The organism is Streptomyces sp. BBFR25 (assembly GCF_044590125.1).
Lineage (GTDB): Bacteria > Actinomycetota > Actinomycetes > Streptomycetales > Streptomycetaceae > Streptomyces > Streptomyces canus_D.
Map to the genome: position 1 here is coordinate 2,977,530 of NZ_CP172447.1, position 18,332 is coordinate 2,995,861.

The 18,332-nt window shown below is 69.3% G+C and carries 14 protein-coding genes; 1 reads left to right on the plus strand and 13 read right to left on the minus strand.

The genetic code is table 11. The features are described from left to right. Positions 1-9 precede the first annotated feature (9 nt). The 10 genes from ACGH52_RS13490 to ACGH52_RS13535 all read right to left on the minus strand — a co-directional run bounded on the left by ACGH52_RS13490 (position 10) and on the right by ACGH52_RS13535 (position 14,086). On the minus strand, positions 10-1,968 hold the full coding sequence (locus ACGH52_RS13490; protein ID WP_059302338.1) for a TIGR03960 family B12-binding radical SAM protein: 1,959 nt from the start codon (positions 1,966-1,968) through the stop codon (positions 10-12). Between the two features lie 91 nt (positions 1,969-2,059). Further along, positions 2,060-3,256, minus strand: a complete 1,197-nt coding sequence (gene rodA, locus ACGH52_RS13495; RefSeq protein WP_059302339.1) for a rod shape-determining protein RodA — start codon at positions 3,254-3,256, stop codon at positions 2,060-2,062. Then, positions 3,253-5,562: a penicillin-binding protein 2 gene (gene mrdA, locus ACGH52_RS13500; RefSeq protein ID WP_121702649.1), complete on the minus strand. Its 2,310-nt coding sequence runs from the start codon at positions 5,560-5,562 to the stop codon at positions 3,253-3,255. The genes rodA and mrdA overlap by 4 nt, the downstream gene beginning before the upstream one ends. A gap of 52 nt (positions 5,563-5,614) precedes the next feature. Then, positions 5,615-6,286, minus strand: coding sequence for a rod shape-determining protein MreD (gene mreD / locus ACGH52_RS13505; RefSeq protein WP_059302341.1), 672 nt, complete (start codon positions 6,284-6,286; stop codon positions 5,615-5,617). A 13-nt stretch (positions 6,287-6,299) separates the two neighbouring features. After that, positions 6,300-7,343: a rod shape-determining protein MreC gene (mreC, locus tag ACGH52_RS13510; protein ID WP_121702650.1), complete on the minus strand. Its 1,044-nt coding sequence runs from the start codon at positions 7,341-7,343 to the stop codon at positions 6,300-6,302. A 182-nt stretch (positions 7,344-7,525) separates the two neighbouring features. Continuing rightward, positions 7,526-8,545, minus strand: a complete 1,020-nt coding sequence (locus ACGH52_RS13515; RefSeq protein ID WP_059302343.1) for a rod shape-determining protein — start codon at positions 8,543-8,545, stop codon at positions 7,526-7,528. A 319-nt stretch (positions 8,546-8,864) separates the two neighbouring features. Continuing rightward, entirely contained in the window at positions 8,865-9,278 is a 414-nt protein-coding gene (gene ndk / locus ACGH52_RS13520; RefSeq protein ID WP_059302344.1) for a nucleoside-diphosphate kinase, read from the minus strand. Between the two features lie 116 nt (positions 9,279-9,394). Further along, entirely contained in the window at positions 9,395-9,751 is a 357-nt protein-coding gene (locus tag ACGH52_RS13525; protein WP_059302345.1) for a DUF4233 domain-containing protein, read from the minus strand. A gap of 6 nt (positions 9,752-9,757) precedes the next feature. After that, on the minus strand, positions 9,758-11,281 hold the full coding sequence (locus ACGH52_RS13530; RefSeq protein ID WP_399939338.1) for a bifunctional folylpolyglutamate synthase/dihydrofolate synthase: 1,524 nt from the start codon (positions 11,279-11,281) through the stop codon (positions 9,758-9,760). 180 nt (positions 11,282-11,461) lie between these two features. Continuing rightward, positions 11,462-14,086, minus strand: a complete 2,625-nt coding sequence (locus ACGH52_RS13535; RefSeq protein ID WP_076974312.1) for a valine--tRNA ligase — start codon at positions 14,084-14,086, stop codon at positions 11,462-11,464. A gap of 138 nt (positions 14,087-14,224) precedes the next feature. Between ACGH52_RS13535 and ACGH52_RS13540 the strand changes: the two genes are divergently transcribed. Further along, complete coding sequence (locus ACGH52_RS13540; RefSeq protein ID WP_076974313.1) at positions 14,225-15,211, plus strand: hypothetical protein; 987 nt, start codon at positions 14,225-14,227, stop codon at positions 15,209-15,211. Between the two features lie 77 nt (positions 15,212-15,288). On the opposite strand, the gene clpX is transcribed toward ACGH52_RS13540, so the two are convergent. From clpX to ACGH52_RS13555, 3 genes are all read right to left on the minus strand, one after another. Further along, complete coding sequence (gene clpX / locus ACGH52_RS13545) at positions 15,289-16,575, minus strand: ATP-dependent Clp protease ATP-binding subunit ClpX (RefSeq protein WP_076974314.1); 1,287 nt, start codon at positions 16,573-16,575, stop codon at positions 15,289-15,291. A 191-nt stretch (positions 16,576-16,766) separates the two neighbouring features. After that, positions 16,767-17,477, minus strand: coding sequence for an ATP-dependent Clp protease proteolytic subunit (locus tag ACGH52_RS13550; RefSeq protein WP_076974315.1), 711 nt, complete (start codon positions 17,475-17,477; stop codon positions 16,767-16,769). A gap of 50 nt (positions 17,478-17,527) precedes the next feature. After that, positions 17,528-18,133 carry an ATP-dependent Clp protease proteolytic subunit gene (locus ACGH52_RS13555; RefSeq protein WP_059302418.1) on the minus strand — a complete coding sequence of 202 codons (606 nt, stop codon included), beginning with the start codon at positions 18,131-18,133 and terminating at the stop codon, positions 17,528-17,530. Positions 18,134-18,332: the final 199 nt, after the last annotated feature.

Consider the following 18,332-nt stretch of genomic DNA (forward strand, 5'->3'; position numbering starts at 1 on the left):
TGCCGCGCCTCACCCGGCCGAAGCGGCGTTCTTGACCGTCAGAGGCAGCAACTTCTTGCCGGTCGGACCGACCTGGATCTCGGTGTCCATCGCCGGGCACACCCCGCAGTCGAAGCAAGGCGTCCAGCGGCAGTCGTCGACCTCGGTCTCGTCGAGGGCGTCCTGCCAGTCCTCCCAGAGCCACTCCTTGTCGAGGCCGGAGTCGAGGTGGTCCCAGGGGAGGACCTCCTCGTAGCCGCGTTCGCGGGTGGTGTACCAGTCGACGTCGACGCCGGTCGGCTCCAGCGCCTTGTCGGCGCAGGCCATCCAGCGGTCGTAGGAGAAGTGCTCGCGCCAGCCGTCGAAGCGGCCGCCGTCGTCGTAGACGGCGCGGATGACGGCGCCGAGGCGGCGGTCGCCGCGGGAGAGGAGGCCCTCGACGATGCCGGGCTTGCCGTCGTGGTAGCGGAAGCCGATGGAGCGGCCGTACTTCTTGTCGCCGCGGATCTTGTCGCGGAGCTTCTGGAGGCGGGCGTCCGTCTCCTCCGCCGACAGTTGCGGGGCCCACTGGAAGGGGGTGTGGGGCTTGGGGACGAAGCCGCCGATGGAGACCGTGCAGCGGATGTCGCCGGAGCCGGAGACCTCGCGGCCCTTGGCGATCACGCGGGTGGCCATGTCGGCGATCTGGAGGACGTCGTCGTCGGTCTCGGTGGGCAGGCCGCACATGAAGTACAGCTTCACCTGGCGCCAGCCGTTGCCGTAGGCCGTGGCGACGGTCCGGATGAGGTCGTCCTCGGAGACCATCTTGTTGATGACCTTGCGGATGCGCTCGGAGCCGCCCTCGGGGGCGAAGGTGAGGCCGGAGCGGCGGCCGTTGCGGGTCAGCTCGTTGGCCAGGTCGATGTTGAAGGCGTCGACGCGGGTGGAGGGGAGGGACAGGCCGATCTTGTCCTCCTCGTACCGGTCGGCGAGGCCCTTGGCGACGTCGGCGATCTCCGTGTGGTCGGCGGAGGAGAGGGAGAGCAGGCCGACCTCCTCGAAGCCGGTGGCCTTCAGGCCCTTGTCGACCATCTCGCCGATGCCGGTGATGGAGCGCTCGCGCACCGGGCGGGTGATCATGCCGGCCTGGCAGAAGCGGCAGCCGCGGGTGCAGCCGCGGAAGATCTCCACGGACATGCGCTCGTGGACGGTCTCGGCGAGCGGGACGAGGGGCTGCTTGGGGTAGGGCCACTCGTCGAGGTCCATGACGGTGTGCTTGCTGACGCGCCACGGGACGCCGGAGCGGTTGGGCACGACGCGGGCGATACGGCCGTCGGGGAGGTACTCGACGTCGTAGAAGGCGGGGACGTAGACGCCGCCGGTCCTGGACAGGCGGAGCAGGAGTTCCTCGCGGCCTCCCGGGCGGCCCTCGGCCTTCCAGGCGCGGATGATCGCGGTGACTTCCAGGACGGCCTGCTCGCCGTCGCCGATGACGGCGCAGTCGATGAAGTCGGCGATCGGCTCGGGGTTGAAGGCGGCGTGGCCGCCGGCCAGGACGACCGGGTCGTCGATGCCGCGGTCCTTCGCCTCCAGGGGGATGCCCGCCAGGTCCAGGGCGGTGAGCATGTTGGTGTAGCCCAGCTCCGTGGAGAAGGAGAGGCCGAAGACGTCGAAGGCGCCGACCGGGCGGTGGCTGTCGACGGTGAACTGCGGGACGGAGTGCTCCCGCATCAGCTCCTCGAGGTCCGGCCAGACGCTGTAGGTGCGCTCGGCGAGGACGCCCTGCTGCTCGTTGAGTACCTCGTAGAGGATCATGACGCCCTGGTTGGGCAGGCCGACCTCGTAGGCGTCGGGGTACATCAGGGCCCAGCGGACGTCGCAGGATTCCCAGTCCTTGACCGTGGAGTTCAGCTCTCCGCCGACGTATTGGATCGGCTTCTGCACATGCGGGAGCAGGGCTTCGAGCTGCGGAAACACGGACTCGGCGGCCTGGGTGGCTTCGGCAGGCATCTCACGGGACCTTTGTGTGCGGACAGGGGGGACCATCCAGCCTAACCCGGCCGGGACGGTCCCCCTTACCGCTCACCCCGCGGGGGCCGGGCTACGCCGACATCGGTCTCTGCACGGTGATCGACTGAAGGAGGCCGACCGCTATCCACACGGCGAACATGGAGGAGCCGCCGTAGGAGACGAAGGGCAGGGGCAGACCGGTGACCGGCATGATGCCGAGCGTCATGCCGACGTTCTCGAAGGTCTGGAAGGCGAACCAGGCGACGATCCCGGCGGCCACGACCGTGCCGTACAGGTCGGGGGTGCTGCGGGCGATCCTGCAGGCGCGCCAGAGGACCACGCCGAGCAGGGCGATGATGAGGCCCGCGCCGAGGAAGCCCAGTTCCTCGCCCGCGACGGTGAAGACGAAGTCGGTCTGCTGTTCGGGGACGAACCGGCCGGTGGTCTGGGAGCCCTCGAAGAGGCCGGAGCCGGTGAGTCCGCCGGAGCCGATGGCGATGCGGGCCTGGTTGGTGTTGTAGCCGACGCCCGCGGGGTCGAGGGCGGGGTTGGCGAAGGCGGCGAAGCGGGCGATCTGGTAGTCGTCCAGGATGCCGAGCTGCCAGACGGCGAGCGCTCCCGCGGTGCCGGCGCCGAGCAGGCCGAAGATCCAGCGGTTGCTGGCGCCGGAGGCGAGCAGGATGCCGAGCACGATGATGACCATGACCATGACCGACCCGAGGTCGGGCATGAGCATCACAATGAGCATGGGCACGGTGGCCAGGCCCAGGGCCTGGAGCACGGTGCGCTGGTCGGGGTGCGGCCGGTCCCCCGCGTCAACGCGTGCGGCGAGCAGCATCGCCATGCCCAGGATGATGGTGATCTTCACGAACTCCGAGGGCTGCAGCGAGAAGCCGCCGGGGAGCTTGATCCAGGAGTGGGCGCCGTTGATGGTCGAGCCGAGTGGGGTGAGCACCAGCAGGATCAGGAAGACGGAGGCGCCGTAGAGGACCGGCACGGCGGTGCGCAGGGCGCGGTGGCCGAGCCAGACGGTGGCGACCATCAGGGCGAGGCCGATGCCGGTGTTCAGGAGGTGCCGGGTGAGGAAGAAGTACTGGTCGCCCTGGTTGAGTTCGGTGCGGTTGCGGGTCGCGGAGTAGACGAGCAGCGAGCCCATCAGGGACAGGGCCACGGCGGCCAGCAGTATCGGCCAGTCGAGCCGCCGTGCCATGGAGTCCCGGGCGAAGAGGCGGGTCCAGCCGCCCTTGTCGGGGCCGTATCCGGAGACGTGGAAGCTGTTGCCGGTCATGTGCGTGGCCTCCGGCCTCTTCCGGCGCCGCCCGGTCGGGCGCCGCGCCGTGCGCCGCGTGGGCCGCCGCGCCGCCGGTGGCGGCGGGTGTCGCGGTTCTGGCCGTTCTGGTTGGGGGTGGTCGCCGGCTGGTCGCCTTCCTCGACGGGGGCGTACTCCTCGTCCGGGGAGGCCTTCTCGTCGGGCAGGAGTTCCTTGACGACGTCCTTGGGCATCTTCGGCGAGAGGATGGTGCCGTCCGTCTTGATCTTCGGGAGGCTCGCCTGCGGCTTGGGCAGCAGGGCCTTCTTCGGGTCGATGTCGCCGTCGTCGGAGACGCCGTACAGCGCGTCGTAGATGTTGCGGACGGCGGGTCCCGAGGCGCCGGAGCCGGTGCCGCCCTGGGAGATCGTCATGACGATCGAGTAGTCCTTGGTGTACGTCGCGAACCAGGACGTGGTCTGCTTGCCGTAGACCTCGGCGGTACCGGTCTTGGCGTGCATCGGGATCTTGTCCTGCGGCCAGCCGACCTGGGCGAACCGCCAGGCGGCGGTGCCCCGGGTGGCCACGCCCGCGAGGGCGTCGTCCATCTTGGCCAGCGTGGTCTTGCTTATGGGCAGCTTGCCGTGCGCGGTGGGCTCGATCTCGCGGACGCTCTTGCCGTCGGGGCTGACGACGGCCTTGCCGATGCTCGGGTCGTACAGGGTGCCGCCGTTGGAGATGGCCGCGTAGATGGTGGCCATCTGGATCGGGGTGACGAGGGTGTCGCCCTGGCCGATGGAGTAGTTGATGGAGTCACCGGCGCGCATCTTGTTGCCTTCGAGGCAGTTCTCGTACGCGATCTTCTCGACGTAGGAGCCGTCCTTCTTGCCGGACTTGCACCAGGCGTCCTTGTTGGCCTCCCAGTAGTCCTGCTTCCACTGGCGGTCGGGGACGCGGCCGGTGACCTCGTTGGGGAGGTCGATGCCGGTCTTGGCGCCGAGGCCGAACTGGTGGGCGGCCTTGTAGAAGTAGTCGTTGGGGTTCTTGGGGTTCGTCCCGCCGTCCTTCTTCCACTCCTGGTGGGACAGGCGGTAGAAGACGGTGTCGCAGGAGAGTTCGAGGGCGCGGCCGATGCTGATCATGCCTTCGTTGGCCGACTCGAAGTTCTTGAAGACCTGGCCGCCGACGTTGTAGGCGCTGGAGCAGTCGTAGTTGCCGTCGAAGTCGTAGCCGGCCTCGACCGCGGCGGCCGAGGAGACGACCTTGAAGATGGAGCCGGGGGCCGCCTGGCCCTGGGTGGCGCGGTTGAGCAGCGGGTAGTTGGAGTCCTTCCCGGTGAGCTGCTTGTAGTCCTTGGCGGAGATGCCGCCGACCCAGGCGTTGGGGTCGTAGTCGGGGTTGGAGGCCATGGCGACGACGCGGCCGGTCTTGGCCTCCATCACCACGACCGCCCCGGCGTCGGCCTCGTAGGTCCGGTTGGTGTTGCGGTCCATCTCCTTGCGGGCGGCCTTCATCGCCTCGTTCAGCTCGTACTCGGCGACCCGTTGGACGCGGGCGTCGATGCTGGTGACGAGGTTGGAGCCGGGGGTGCCCGCGTCGGACTCGGCCTCGCCGATGACGCGGCCGAGGTTGTCGACCTCGTAGCGGGTGACACCGGCCTTGCCGCGCAGCGCCTTGTCGTACTGGCGCTCCAGGCCGGAGCGGCCGACCTGGTCGGAGCGCAGGTAGGGCGAGTCGGTGTCCTGGGCCTTCTGCAGTTCCTCGTCGGTGACCGGCGAGAGGTAGCCGAGGACCTGGGCGGTGTTGGACTTGCCGGGGGCGGCGTAGCGGCGTACGGCCATGGGTTCGGCGGTGATGCCGGGGAAGTCCTCGGCGCGCTCGCGGATCTGCAGGGCCTGCTTGACGGTGGCCTCGTCGGTGACGGGGATCGGCTGGTAGGGCGAGCCGTTCCAGCAGGGCTGCGGGGTCTTGGCGTCGCAGAGCCGGACCTTGTCGATGACGTCCTGGGGCTTCATGCCGAGGACGGCGGCGAGTTTGGTGAGGACGGCCTTGCCGTCGTCCTTCATCTTCAGCAGCTCGGTGCGGGAGGCGGAGACCACGAGCCGGGTCTCGTTGTCGGCGAGGGCGACGCCGCGGGCGTCCAGGATCGAACCGCGGGTGGCGGGCTGGACGACCTGCTGGACGTGGTTGCCGGAGGCTTCCTCGGCGTATTCGTCGCCCTGGCGGATCTGGAGGTACCAGAGGCGGCCGCCGAGGGTGGCGAGGAGGGAGAGGACGAGGATCTGGATGACGACGAGCCGGGTCTGGACGCGGGTGCTGCGGCCGGTCTCGGGGATATTGGTCACTGGTTCTGGCTCCCCCTCACGAAGTGTGTGCTGCTGGAATGCTGCCGCCTGGTCACAGCCGCTTGACCCCCTTGATGCGTCCGGCGCGGGCCACCCGGGCCCGGGCCGTCTTCACCCGCAGTGCGTTGCGCTGTTTGCCGATGCGCAGGCCGGTGCCTCCCGAGAGCCAGCCGGAGGAGATGTCGGGGCTCTGGGCGGCGGCGTTGGTGTCGGCCAGCGGGTCGTGTTCGGCGCGCCGGGCGAGCGCCATGATGCCGGGGACGACGAAGGGCGCGAGCAGCAGGTCGTACAGGGCGGCCGTGAACAGCAGGCTGGGCAGGCCGACGTGGCGGGCGGCGGTGTCGCCGACGAGGGCGCCGACGCCGGCGTAGAGCAGGGTGGTGCCGATGGCGGCGGCGACCACGACGACCATGGGGCCGGTGGCCGAGCGGAGCCGTCCGTTGTCCGGTCTGGCGAGCCCGGCGAGGTAGCCGATGACGCAGAGCACGAGGGCGTAGCGGCCGGCGGCGTGGTCGGCGGGCGGGGCGAGGTCGGCGAGGAGTCCGGCGCCGAAGCCGACGAGGGCGCCGCCGACGTGGCCGTAGACCAGGGCGAGGCCGAGGACGGTGAGCAGCAGCAGGTCGGGGACGGCACCGGGCAGGTGGAGGCGGGCGAGGACGCTGACCTGGATCACCAGGGCGACGACGACCAGGGCGACGGACAGCAGGATCCGGTTGACGCGCATGGGGTGAAGGCTCCTACGGCTCGGGCTGCTCGTTCTGCTGCTCTGTCTGGTCGTTCTGGCCGGCCGTGTCGTTCTGGCCGGTCGCGTCGTTCTGCCCGGCCTCGTCGTTCTGCCCGGCCTCGTCGTTCTGGGCCTGGCCCTCGGGGTCGGCCCCGGGGGTGACGGTGACCGTCACGGTCGGCGTGGGCTTCGGCTGCTTCTTCTCCGGGAGCACCGTGTCGCGCGGGTCCTTCGCCGGGGCCTGGACGACGACGCCGACGATGTCGAGCTTGGTGAAGCTGACGAACGGCGTGACGTCGAGGATGCGGGTGAGGTCGCCGCCGTTGGGGTCGATGCGGGTGATGGTGCCGACGGGCACGCCCGGCACGAACGGCTTGTCGGCCTGGGAGCCGAAGGTGACCAGGCGGTCGCCCTTCTTGACGTCGGCCTTGCCGTTGAGGAGTTCGACGCGCAGCGGGCGGCTGCCCTGGCCGGAGGCGAAGCCGAGTTCGTCGCCGGACTCCATCCGGGTGCCGACGGTGAAGTCCGGGTCGTTGGCGAGCAGCACGGTGGCGGTGTTCGGACCGACGGTGGTCACGCGTCCGACGAGGCCGTCGCCGTTGAGGACGGTCATGTCGCGCTTGACGCCGTCGTTGGCACCGGCGTCGATGGTGATGGTCCAGGAGAAACCCTGGGCGGCTCCTATGGCGATGACCTGGGCGCCCTTGATGCCGTACTGCCCGGCTCCGGCGAGTCCGAGCATCTTGTCGAACTGCTTGAGCCGGCTGCGGCCGCGCTCGTCGCTGCCGAGCTTCGCCTTGAGGGCCGCGTTCTCCGTCTCCAGGCGCGCGAGCCGGTCGTGCCGGTCGCCGGAGTCGCGGATCGCGGAGACCGCGTTGCCGACCGGGTCGACCGCGGAGGAGACCCCGTTCTCGATCGGACCGAAGACGTTGGCCGCGGCCTGCCGGGCACCGTCGACCGGTGAGTCCTCCCCGCCGCGGATGTCCACCGTGATCAGTGCGAACGCGATGGCGATCAGCAGCACCAGGAGCAGCCGGCTCTCTTTCGTGTCCCTCACGTGCGGCGGCCGTGCCTTCCTCGTCGAAATTCGGGAATCTCGGAATGTACGTGGCGGTGTTCAGGAATTCAGGTGATGCGGTACGTCGGGCGCTTCTCGCGCATCCGGTACCGGAACCCTCTATATCAACGATCCGCCGCACGAGAGGAGATCGTCTCGTACGGCGGAACCGAAGTGTGACGTCATCTGCGGGGCGAGGCGTCCAGCACCTGCTGGAGCGCCTCGAACTCCTCGACGCACTTGCCGCTGCCGAGCGCCACGCTGTCCAGCGGGTCCTCGGCGATGTGGATCGGCATCCCGGTCTCCCGGCGCAGCCGTTCGTCGAGCCCGCGCAGCAGCGCACCGCCGCCGGTCAGGACGATGCCCCGGTCCATGATGTCGCCGGACAGCTCCGGCGGACACTTGTCGAGGGTCGTCTTGACGGCGTCGACGATGGCGTTGACCGGCTCTTCGATCGCCTTGCGTACTTCACCGGCGGAGATGACGACGGTCTTGGGCAGCCCGGAGACGAGGTCCCGGCCGCGGATTTCGGTGTGCTCGTCGGAGTCGAGGTCGTACGCCGAACCGATCGTGATCTTGATCTGTTCGGCCGTGCGCTCACCCAGCAGAAGGCTGTACTCCTTCTTCACGTGCTGGATGATCGCGTTGTCCAGCTCGTCACCCGCGACGCGGATGGACTGGGCCGTGACGATGCCGCCGAGCGAGATGACCGCGACCTCCGTGGTGCCGCCGCCGATGTCCACCACCATGTTGCCCGTGGCCTCGTGGACCGGCAGGCCGGAGCCGATGGCCGCGGCCATGGGCTCCTCGATGATGTGCACCTGCCGGGCGCCGGCCTGGGACGACGCCTCGATGACGGCGCGGCGCTCGACGCCGGTGATGCCCGAGGGCACACAGACGACGACCCGCGGACGAGCCAGATAACGCCGCTTGTGGATCTTCAGGATGAAGTAGCGGAGCATCCGCTCGGTGATCTCGAAGTCGGCGATGACGCCGTCCTTCAGCGGGCGCACGGCAACGATGTTGCCGGGCGTGCGCCCGATCATCTTCTTCGCTTCGGCGCCGACCGCGAGGATGCCACCGGTGTTGGTGTTGATCGCGACGACGGACGGCTCGTTGAGTACGATCCCGCGACCCCTGACGTACACCAGCGTGTTGGCGGTCCCGAGGTCGACAGCCATGTCACGGCCGATGAACGACATTGAGTTCCCCATCAGGATTCGACTGGCCTTCCCAGGAGCTTTTGAGGGCTTTTCAGGTCGGCGAAGTGGGTGCAGTGACGCGTGGAGGCTTCCATCGTAGACGCGCTTTCGCGAACACTGCGCGAGGGTCTCCGCCATTGTCAGCAGATGGCGCACCGCCTCGCTTGTGGAGACGGGCCAACGGTGGGATCCGTTCCCCCGATCAGGCGCGCATATGCCACAGGGCGGTCGCTTTCGCGCGACCGCCCCGGCTCCGCCCGGTCCATTCGGCTGACATGCTGTCAGAAAAAAGGCGCTCCCGGCGTGTCCCGAAGGAGGATCAGACCCGGCCCGGGAAGAAGATCTTCAGCTCACGCTCGGCCGACTCCTCGGAGTCGGAGGCGTGGATCAGGTTCTCGCGGACGATCACACCGTAGTCCCCGCGGATGGAGCCGGGGGCGGCGGCGATCGGGTCGGTCGGACCGGCCAGCGCGCGCACTCCCTCGATGACCCGCTCGCCCTCGACGACCATCGCGACGACCGGCCCGGACGCCATGAACTCGACCAGCGGCTCGTAGAAGGGCTTGCCCTTGTGCTCGCCGTAGTGCTGCTCCAGCGTGTCGGTGTCCAGGGTGCGCAGTTCCAGCGCGGTGATCTGCCAGCCGGCCTTGCGCTCGATACGGCTGATGATCTCGCCGGTCAGGCCACGACGGACGGCGTCGGGCTTGAGGAGGACGAGGCTGCGCTGGGTCACGAGGGGCTCCCTTGGAGGTGTGCGGTCATGCGGGTGATGAATGAGGTTACCGGGCGTGTCGTGGCGCCCGTCACGCAGCGTCAGGCACACCGGGTCCGTCGGTCCGGTCGCGCCTCTCAGGCGGGGTCGGGCGCGGACGCCTCGGCCTGGGCGGCGAACCTCGCCTTCGCCTCGTCGATCTTCCGTCCGTAGTGCACGGACGCCCACCACAGGGCGGCGAAGACCGCGCCGAGGAAGAACATGGTCGGCACCACGAAGCCGGAGGCGATCAGCGCGACCTGCAGCGCCCAGCCGAGGGCGACCCCGCCGGGCCGGGTGATCACCCCGCACAGGAGCACGCTGAGGACCATGGCGATGCCGCTGACCGTCCACACCGTCCCCACGGACAGGTCCGGGTCCTTCATGGCGACCAGTCCGGCGAAGCCGATCACGAAGAACTCGCCGATCAGAGTCGAAGCACAGAGCGTACGCACGGTTTCTCAGCCCCTCCTCAGGAGCAGTCGGGCCTCGCCGACGGTGATGACGGAACCGGTGACGAGCACACCGCCGCCCGCGAACTCGCCCTCCTCCTCGGCCAGCGTGATCGCGGCCTCCAGGGCGTCCGGCAGCCGCGGCTCGACCTGGACGCGGTCGTCGCCGAAGACCTCCACGGCGATCGCGGCCAGCTCGTCGGCGTCCATCGCGCGGTGGCTGGAGTTCTGGGTGACGACCACCTCGGCGAAGACCGACTCGAAGGCTTCGAGGAGCCCACGCACGTTCTTGTCGGCACTGGCGCCGACCACGCCGATGAGCCGGCTGAACTGGAACGCCTCCCCCACCGCCTCGGCGGTCACCCGCGCGCCGGCCGGGTTGTGCGCGGCGTCCAGGACCACGGTCGGCGAGCGCCGCACCACCTCCATCCGCCCCGGCGAGGCGACGGAGGCGAAGGCCTTGCGCACGGTGTCCACGTCCAGCGGCTCGGGACGCTGCGCGCCGACGCCGAAGAACGCCTCGACGGCGGCCAGCGCGACCGCCGCGTTGTGCGCCTGGTGGGCGCCGTGCAGCGGCAGGTAGACCTCGGTGTACTCGCCGCCCAGCCCGCGCAGCGTCACCAGCTGCCCGCCGACGGCGACCTCGCGGGCGACGACGCCGAACTCCAGCCCCTCGCGGGCCACGGTGGCGTTGACGTCCACGGCCTTCTTCAGCATCACCTGCGCCGCGTCCACCGGCTGCTGGGCCAGGATCACGGTGGCGTCCTGCTTGACGATCCCGGACTTCTCGACCGCGATCTCGCCGGGCGTCCCGCCGAGCCGGTCGGTGTGGTCCAGGTCGATGGGGGTGACGACGGCGACGTCCCCGTCGATGACGTTGGTGGCGTCCCAGGAGCCGCCCATCCCGACCTCGACGACGGCCACGTCCACGGGCGCGTCGGCGAAGGCGGCGTACGCCATGCCGGTCAGCACCTCGAAGAACGACAGCCGGTACTCCTGCTGCCCGTCGACCATCTCGACGTACGGCTTGATGTCCTCGTACGTCTCGATGAACCGCTCGGCGGAGATCGGCGCCCCGTCCAGGCTGATCCGCTCGGTGATCGACTGCACGTGCGGCGAGGTGTACCGCCCGGTGCGCAGCTCGAAGGCGCCGAGCAGGGCCTCGATCATGCGGGCGGTGGAGGTCTTGCCGTTGGTCCCGGTGATGTGGATGGAGGGGTACGAGCGCTGCGGCTCGCCCAGCACGTCCATCAGCGCGGCGATCCTGGTGACGGACGGCTCCAGCTTGGTCTCGCCCCAGCGGGTCGCCAGCTCCGTCTCGACGGCGCGCAGCGCCGCGTCCACCTCCGGGTCCTCGGGGCGCCCGGGGACGTCGGCCTCCGGGGGGCCGCCCTGGGTGCGCAGGGTGCGGCTGCCGGCCTCGATGACGGCGAGGTCGGGGTCGCGGGTGGTCTCCGCGTCGATGATCTCGTCGAAGGAGTCGAGGGGGTCGGAGGGGTCGGGCTGGTCGTTCTCACCGGGGTTGTCGCTCACGGGGACCAGTCTACGGAGGTCTCCGACGGTGGGGCGGCTGAGGTCCCGTGCCCTGTGCGGGTTCGTGTGGCTTGTCGCGCCCACGCGGCGGAGCCGCACATCGATACAACCCCGCGCCCCTTGGTACCTGAAGGCTCCCGGAGCCAGGACGGCACCGGGAGCCTCATTGGCGTACAGGCGTTACGCCTCCGGCAGCTTCTCCAGCTGGGCGGCGATGCGGGCGATGTCCTCGTCCGCCTTGGCCAGGCGGCCCCGGATCTTGTCCACGACGTGGTCCGGCGCCTTCGCCAGGAACGCCTCGTTGCCGAGCTTGGCGTTCGCCTGCGCCTTCTCCTTCTCCGCGGCGGCCAGGTCCTTCGCCAGCCGCTTGCGCTCCGCGGCGAAGTCGATGACACCGGAGAGGTCGAGGGCCACCTCGACGCCCGCGACCGGCAGCGTCGCCGTCGCCGTGAAGGACTCGCCCTCCGGCTGGAGCCGCAGCAGCTGCCGGACGGCCGCCTCGTGCGCCGCGAGCGGGCTGCCCGCGAGCGTCAGCCGGGCCGGGACCCGCTGGCCGGGCTGGAGCCCCTGGTCGGCGCGGAAGCGCCGGACCTCGGTGATCACCGACTGGACGGTCTCGATCTCCCGCTCGGCGTCGGCGTCCCGGAATCCGGAGTCCGACGGCCACTCGGCGATGACGACCGACTCGCCACCGGTGAGCGTCGTCCACAGCGTCTCGGTGACGAAGGGGACGACCGGGTGGAGGAGACGCAGTGTGACGTCCAGGACCTCACCGAGGACCCGCTTGCTGACCTCGGCGGCCTCGCCGCCCGCCTGGAAGGTGGTCTTGGACAGCTCGACGTACCAGTCGAAGACCTCGTCCCAGGCGAAGTGGAACAGGGCGTCGGAGAGCTTCGCGAACTGGTAGTCCTCGTAGTACGCGTCGACCTCGGCGACGACCGAGTTGAGGCGGGAGAGGATCCACCGGTCGGTCGAGGACATCTTCGACGCGTCCGGCAGCGGGCCCTCCACCGTCGCGCCGTTCATCAGCGCGAAGCGGGTGGCGTTCCAGATCTTGTTGGCGAAGTTCCGGGAGCCCTGGACCCAGTCCTCGCCGATCGGGACGTCGACGCCCGGGTTGGCGCCGCGCGCGAGGGTGAAGCGGAGCGCGTCGGAGCCGTACTTGTCCATCCAGTCCAGCGGGTTCACCACGTTCCCGAAGGACTTGGACATCTTCTTGCCGTTCTGGTCACGGACCATGCCGTGCAGGGCGATGGTGTGGAACGGCGGGGTGCCGTCCATCGCGTAGAGGCCGAACATCATCATCCGGGCGACCCAGAAGAAGAGGATGTCGTAACCGGTGACCAGGACGGAGTTCGGGTAGAACTTCGCGAGCGACTCGGTCTGCTCGGGCCAGCCGAGCGTGGAGAAGGGCCACAGGCCGGAGGAGAACCAGGTGTCCAGGACGTCGGAGTCCTGGTACCAGCCCTCGCCGCTCGGCGGCTCCTCGTCGGGTCCGACGCAGACGACCTCGCCGTCGGGGCCGTACCAGACGGGGATGCGGTGGCCCCACCAGAGCTGGCGCGAGATGCACCAGTCGTGGAGGTTGTCGACCCAGTCGAAGTACCGCTTCTCCATCTCCTGCGGGTGGATCTTGACCTTGCCGTCGCGGACCGCGTCACCGGCGGCCTTCGCCAGCGGGCCGACCTTGACCCACCACTGCATGGACAGGCGCGGCTCGATGGTGGTCTTGCAGCGCGAGCAGTGGCCGACGGAGTGGACGTAGGGCCGCTTCTCGGCGACGATCCGGCCCTCGGCGCGCAGCGCGGCGACGATGGCCGAGCGGGCCTCGAGCCGGTCCTGGCCCTGGAAGGGGCCGTGGGCGGTGATGACGGCGTGCTCGTCCATGACCGCGATGGCGGGCAGGTCGTGGCGCCGACCGATCTCGAAGTCGTTCGGGTCGTGGGCGGGCGTCACCTTGACGGCGCCGGTGCCGAACTCGGGGTCGACGTGCTCGTCGGCGACGACCGGGATGGAGCGGTCGGTGAGCGGCAGCTTGATGAGCTTGCCGACCAGGTGCTTGTAACGCTCGTCGTCCGGGTGGACGGCGACGGCGGTGTCACCGAGCATCGTCTCGGCACGGGTGGTGGCGACGACGATGGTCTCGTCCCCGTCCCCGTACTTCATGGAGACCAGCTCGCCGTCGTCGTCCTGGTACTCGACCTCGATGTCGGAGATGGCCGTCAGACACCTGGGGCACCAGTTGATGATGCGCTCGGCGCGGTAGATCAGCTCGTCGTCGTAGAGCCGCTTGAAGATGGTCTGGACGGCCTGGGACAGGCCCTCGTCCATCGTGAAGCGCTCGCGCGACCAGGCGACGGCGTCGCCGAGACGGCGCATCTGCCCGCTGATCTGCCCGCCGGACTCGCTCTTCCACTGCCAGACGCGCTCGACGAAGGCCTCCCGGCCGAGGTCGTGCCGGGACTTGCCCTCCTTGCCCAGCTCGCGCTCGACGACGTTCTGCGTGGCGATGCCGGCGTGGTCCATGCCGGGCTGCCACAGCGTCTCGTACCCCTGCATGCGCTTGCGGCGGGTCAGGGCGTCGATGAGCGTGTGCTCGAAGGCGTGCCCGAGGTGCAGGCTGCCCGTGACGTTCGGCGGCGGGATGACGACGGTGTACGGCGGCTTCTCGCTCTTCGCGTCGGCCTCGAAGTAACCCCGTTCCACCCAGCGCTCGTACAGCTGCCCCTCTACCTCGGCCGGCGTGTACTGGGTCGGCAGTTCGGTGCTGGGTGCGGGCTGCGGCTGCTGAGAGTTCTCGGTCACGGGGGTCAGTTTACGGGCGTCACCGCCCTGTCCCGAAACGCGTTTCTTCTGTAACGGTGCGGCCCCCGGTGACCTGCGCACGCCAGGTCTGAGTCAGGATGTCAGCACCACGTAAAGCATCTGAGGGGGAACCCAACAATGAGCCACAACCAGCCGGGCCCGTACGGCGGGCAGCCCCAGCAGCCCGGACCGTACGGCCAGCCGGGGCCGTACGGCCAGCAGCCGCCGCAGGCTCCCCAGCCCGGCTACGGCTACCCCCAGCAGGCCCCTCCCCCGCAGCCGGGCTACGGCTACCCGCAGCAGCCCCAGCAGGGCGGCGTCCCGCCGCAGACTCCCCCGTACGGCCAGCAGCCCCCGTACGGCCAGCAGCCGCCCTACGGCCAGCAGCCCTACGGCATGCCGCAGCCCCCTGCCGCGGGTGGCGGCGGCAAGAAGAAGGCCGGTCTGATCATCGGCGCGGTGGCGGTCGTGGCGGCGATCGGCGTGGGCGCGTACTTCGTGATCGGCGGGGGCGGCGGCGCGGGCGGCCTGGAGGACGACGGCGCCCACAAGCTGACGACGCCGGCGAAGGCGCTCAGCGAGTACACGAAGGTCCAGGGCCAGGAGAGCGGCGACTCCGACACCGCCAAGGACATGGAGAAGAGCGGCGTCAAGGACGGCACCGCCGTGATCGGGCAGTGGTCGACCGCCGACTTCAGCGGCTACGACCCCCAGGACCCGTCCACCCTGCCCGACCAGTCGGAGCTGCTGACCGCCAAGGGCTTCACGATGGTGGGCGGTTACGGCAAGATCGACGACCCGCAGGCGACCCTGGACAAGTTCTTCGCCAACATCCAGAAGGAAGTCAAGGAGAGCTCCACCAGCGACACCGGCGGCATGCAGAACGCCGAGCTGGTCGGCGAGCCCGAGGAGGTCGAGATCGACGGCACCGTCGCCAAGTGCCAGTCGACCAAGGCCACCAACGCGCTCACCAAGAAGGAGTCGACCGACTGGTTCTGCGCCTGGGCCGACTACAGCACGATCGCCATGGTCTCCCCCGGCGACAACTCCGGTACCGGAGTGAACAAGGACACCGCGGTCGACATGACGACGAAGCTGCGGGACGAGGTCCGCGTCAAGGCCTGACGCACGACCCACCACGTACGCGGGAGGGGCCCGGTCGCATCGACCGGGCCCCTCCCGCGTACGTGGTGCGTGACCGGCTACGCCGTCTTCTGCTCGCCCGGGCCCCGGCCCCGCGAATCACGGGGGATGAGCGTCGGGTTGACGTTGGAGAGGACCACGTCGGCGGTGATGACGACGCGGGCGACGTCCTTGCGGGACGGGACCTCGTACATCACGCCCTGGAGGACCTCCTCCATGATGGCGCGCAGGCCGCGGGCTCCGGTCTGGCGGAGGATGGCCTGGTCGGCGATGGCCTCCAGGGCCTCGCGCTCGAAGTCCAGCTCGACGCCGTCGAGTTCGAAGAGGCGCTCGTACTGCTTGACGAGGGCGTTGCGCGGCTCGACCAGGATCTGGAGGAGCGCCTCGCGGTCCAGGTTGTGCACCGAGGTGATGACCGGGAGCCGGCCGATGAACTCGGGGATCATGCCGAACTTGACCAGGTCCTCCGGCATGACCTGCTCGAACTGGTCCTTGGACTCGATCTCCCGCTTGGAGCGGATCGTCGCGCCGAAGCCGATGCCCTTGGCGCCGGCCCGGCCCTCGATGATCTTCTCCAGGCCCGCGAAGGCACCGCCCACGATGAACAGCACGTTCGTCGTGTCGATCTGGATGAACTCCTGGTGCGGGTGCTTGCGGCCGCCCTGCGGCGGGACGGAGGCCGTGGTGCCCTCCAGGATCTTCAGCAGGGCCTGCTGGACGCCCTCGCCCGACACGTCGCGGGTGATGGAGGGGTTTTCGCTCTTCCGCGCGACCTTGTCGATCTCGTCGATGTAGATGATCCCGGTCTCGGCCTTCTTGACGTCGTAGTCAGCGGCCTGGATCAGCTTGAGCAGGATGTTCTCGACGTCCTCGCCGACGTACCCCGCCTCGGTGAGCGCCGTGGCGTCGGCGATCGCGAAGGGCACGTTCAGCATGCGGGCGAGGGTCTGAGCGAGGAGGGTCTTGCCGGAGCCCGTGGGGCCCAGCAGGAGGATGTTGGACTTCGCCAACTCGATGGCGTCCTCGCGGCCTTGGGCGCCGCCGTTCTCGCCGGCCTGGACCCGCTTGTAGTGGTTGTACACCGCGACGGAGAGGGCTTTCTTGGCCGCTTCCTGGCCGACCACGTAGCTCTCGAGGAACTCGTAGATCTCGCGGGGCTTCGGAAGCTCCTCCCAGCGCACCTCACTGGTCTCGGCCAGCTCTTCCTCGATGATCTCGTTGCAGAGATCGATGCACTCGTCGCAGATGTACACACCGGGCCCTGCGATGAGCTTCTTGACCTGCTTCTGGCTCTTCCCGCAGAACGAGCACTTGAGCAGATCGCCGCCGTCACCGATGCGTGCCACGGTGTGCTTCCCCTTCGCCTGGGAGACTCCCGGACGTCGACGTCACGTCAACGGCGGGCGGACTCCTGGTGCTGCCTTATGTCCGACGGTACCTTGCCGGGCCCCTCGTCCGGGCCCCCCTTGGCACGGTTCCCTTTGACGTGAATCGCGTCAAACCGTGCCAAGGAGCGGCAGACGATACAGCCTCCCGCCTAGCGGAGAGAGGAGTTGTCCATCTTCCGGGTGGTGATGATCTGGTCGATCAGGCCGTAGCTCAGCGCGTCCTCGGCCGTGAGGATCTTGTCGCGCTCGATGTCCTCGCGGATCTTCTCGACCGGCGTGGTGGAGTGCTTGGCCAGCATCTCCTCCAGCTGCGAGCGCATCCGGAGGATCTCGTTGGCGGCGATCTCCAGGTCGGAGACCTGACCGCGGCCGGTCTCGCTGTACGGCTGGTGGATCAGGACGCGGGCGTTCGGCAGCGCCATGCGCTTGCCCGGCGTACCGGCGGCCAGCAGGACGGCGGCGGCGGAGGCGGCCTGGCCCATGCAGACCGTCTGGACGTCCGGCTTCACGTACTGCATCGTGTCGTAGATGGCCGTGAGCGCGGTGAAGGAGCCGCCGGGGCTGTTGATGTAGACCGAGATGTCCCGGTCGGGGTCCATCGACTCCAGGCACAGCAGCTGCGCCATGACGTCGTTGGCCGAGGCGTCGTCGATCTGGACGCCGAGGAAGATCACCCGCTCCTCGAAGAGCTTCGCGTACGGGTCGTACTCGCGCACGCCCTGCGAGGTGCGCTCGACGAAGCGCGGGATGACGTAGCGGGACTCGGCCTGCGGGCCGGTGTAGCGGCCCTGGGAGGCGGCGCGCATGTCCTGCGTGGCGTTCATGCGGTCGTACAGGCCGCTGCCGGGGAAGTCGTTCACAGTGTCTCCTGTAAAGGGGCTGAGGCGGTCGGCTCGGGGCGGGGAATGGCTCAGGCGCCCGTGCCGCCGCCGCCCGGCATGCCGGCGGCCGTGGCGATGACGTCGTCGATGAGGCCGTACTCCTTGGCCTCGAAGGCGTCGAACCAGCGGTCGCGGTCCGAGTCGCGGGTGATCTGCTCGATCGTCTGGCCGGTGTGCTGGGAGGTCAGCTCGGCCATGCGCTTCTTGGTGTGCAGCAGCCGCTCGGCGTGGATCTTGATGTCCGAGGCCGAACCGGCGAGGCCGGCGGAGGGCTGGTGGATCAGGATCTCGGCGTTCGGCAGCGCGAAGCGCTTGCCGGGGGTGCCCGCGCTGAGCAGGAACTGCCCCATGGAGGCCGCGAGACCCATCGCGATCGTCACCACGTCGTTCTTGATGTACTGCATGGTGTCGTAGATCGCCATACCGGCCGTGATCGAACCGCCCGGGCTGTTGATGTACAGGAAGATGTCCTTGTCCGGGTCGGAGGCAAGGAGCAGCAGCTGTGCGGTGATCTTGTTCGCAATGTCGTCGTCGACCGGCTGGCCGAGGAAGATGATCCGCTCGCCGAGCAGTCGGTTGTAGACCTGGTCGCCGAGGCCGCCACCGATAGAGGGCTCGCCGGCGGCTGAGGGCATCAGATTCGTCACGTATCCACCTGCTCGTCTTACGACGGCGCCGGGCCGTCTCACGTTTCCCTGCGGGGCTGGAGCCGCTTTCGGGGACTCCCCTGCCCTCGTATTCATGGACCCTAACGCGGTGACCGTGCGGTGCCATCCCGGTTCCGCGGGTGTTCGCCGGGGGCGTAGCGCTCCGCGGGGGTGCGGGCCCACGCGG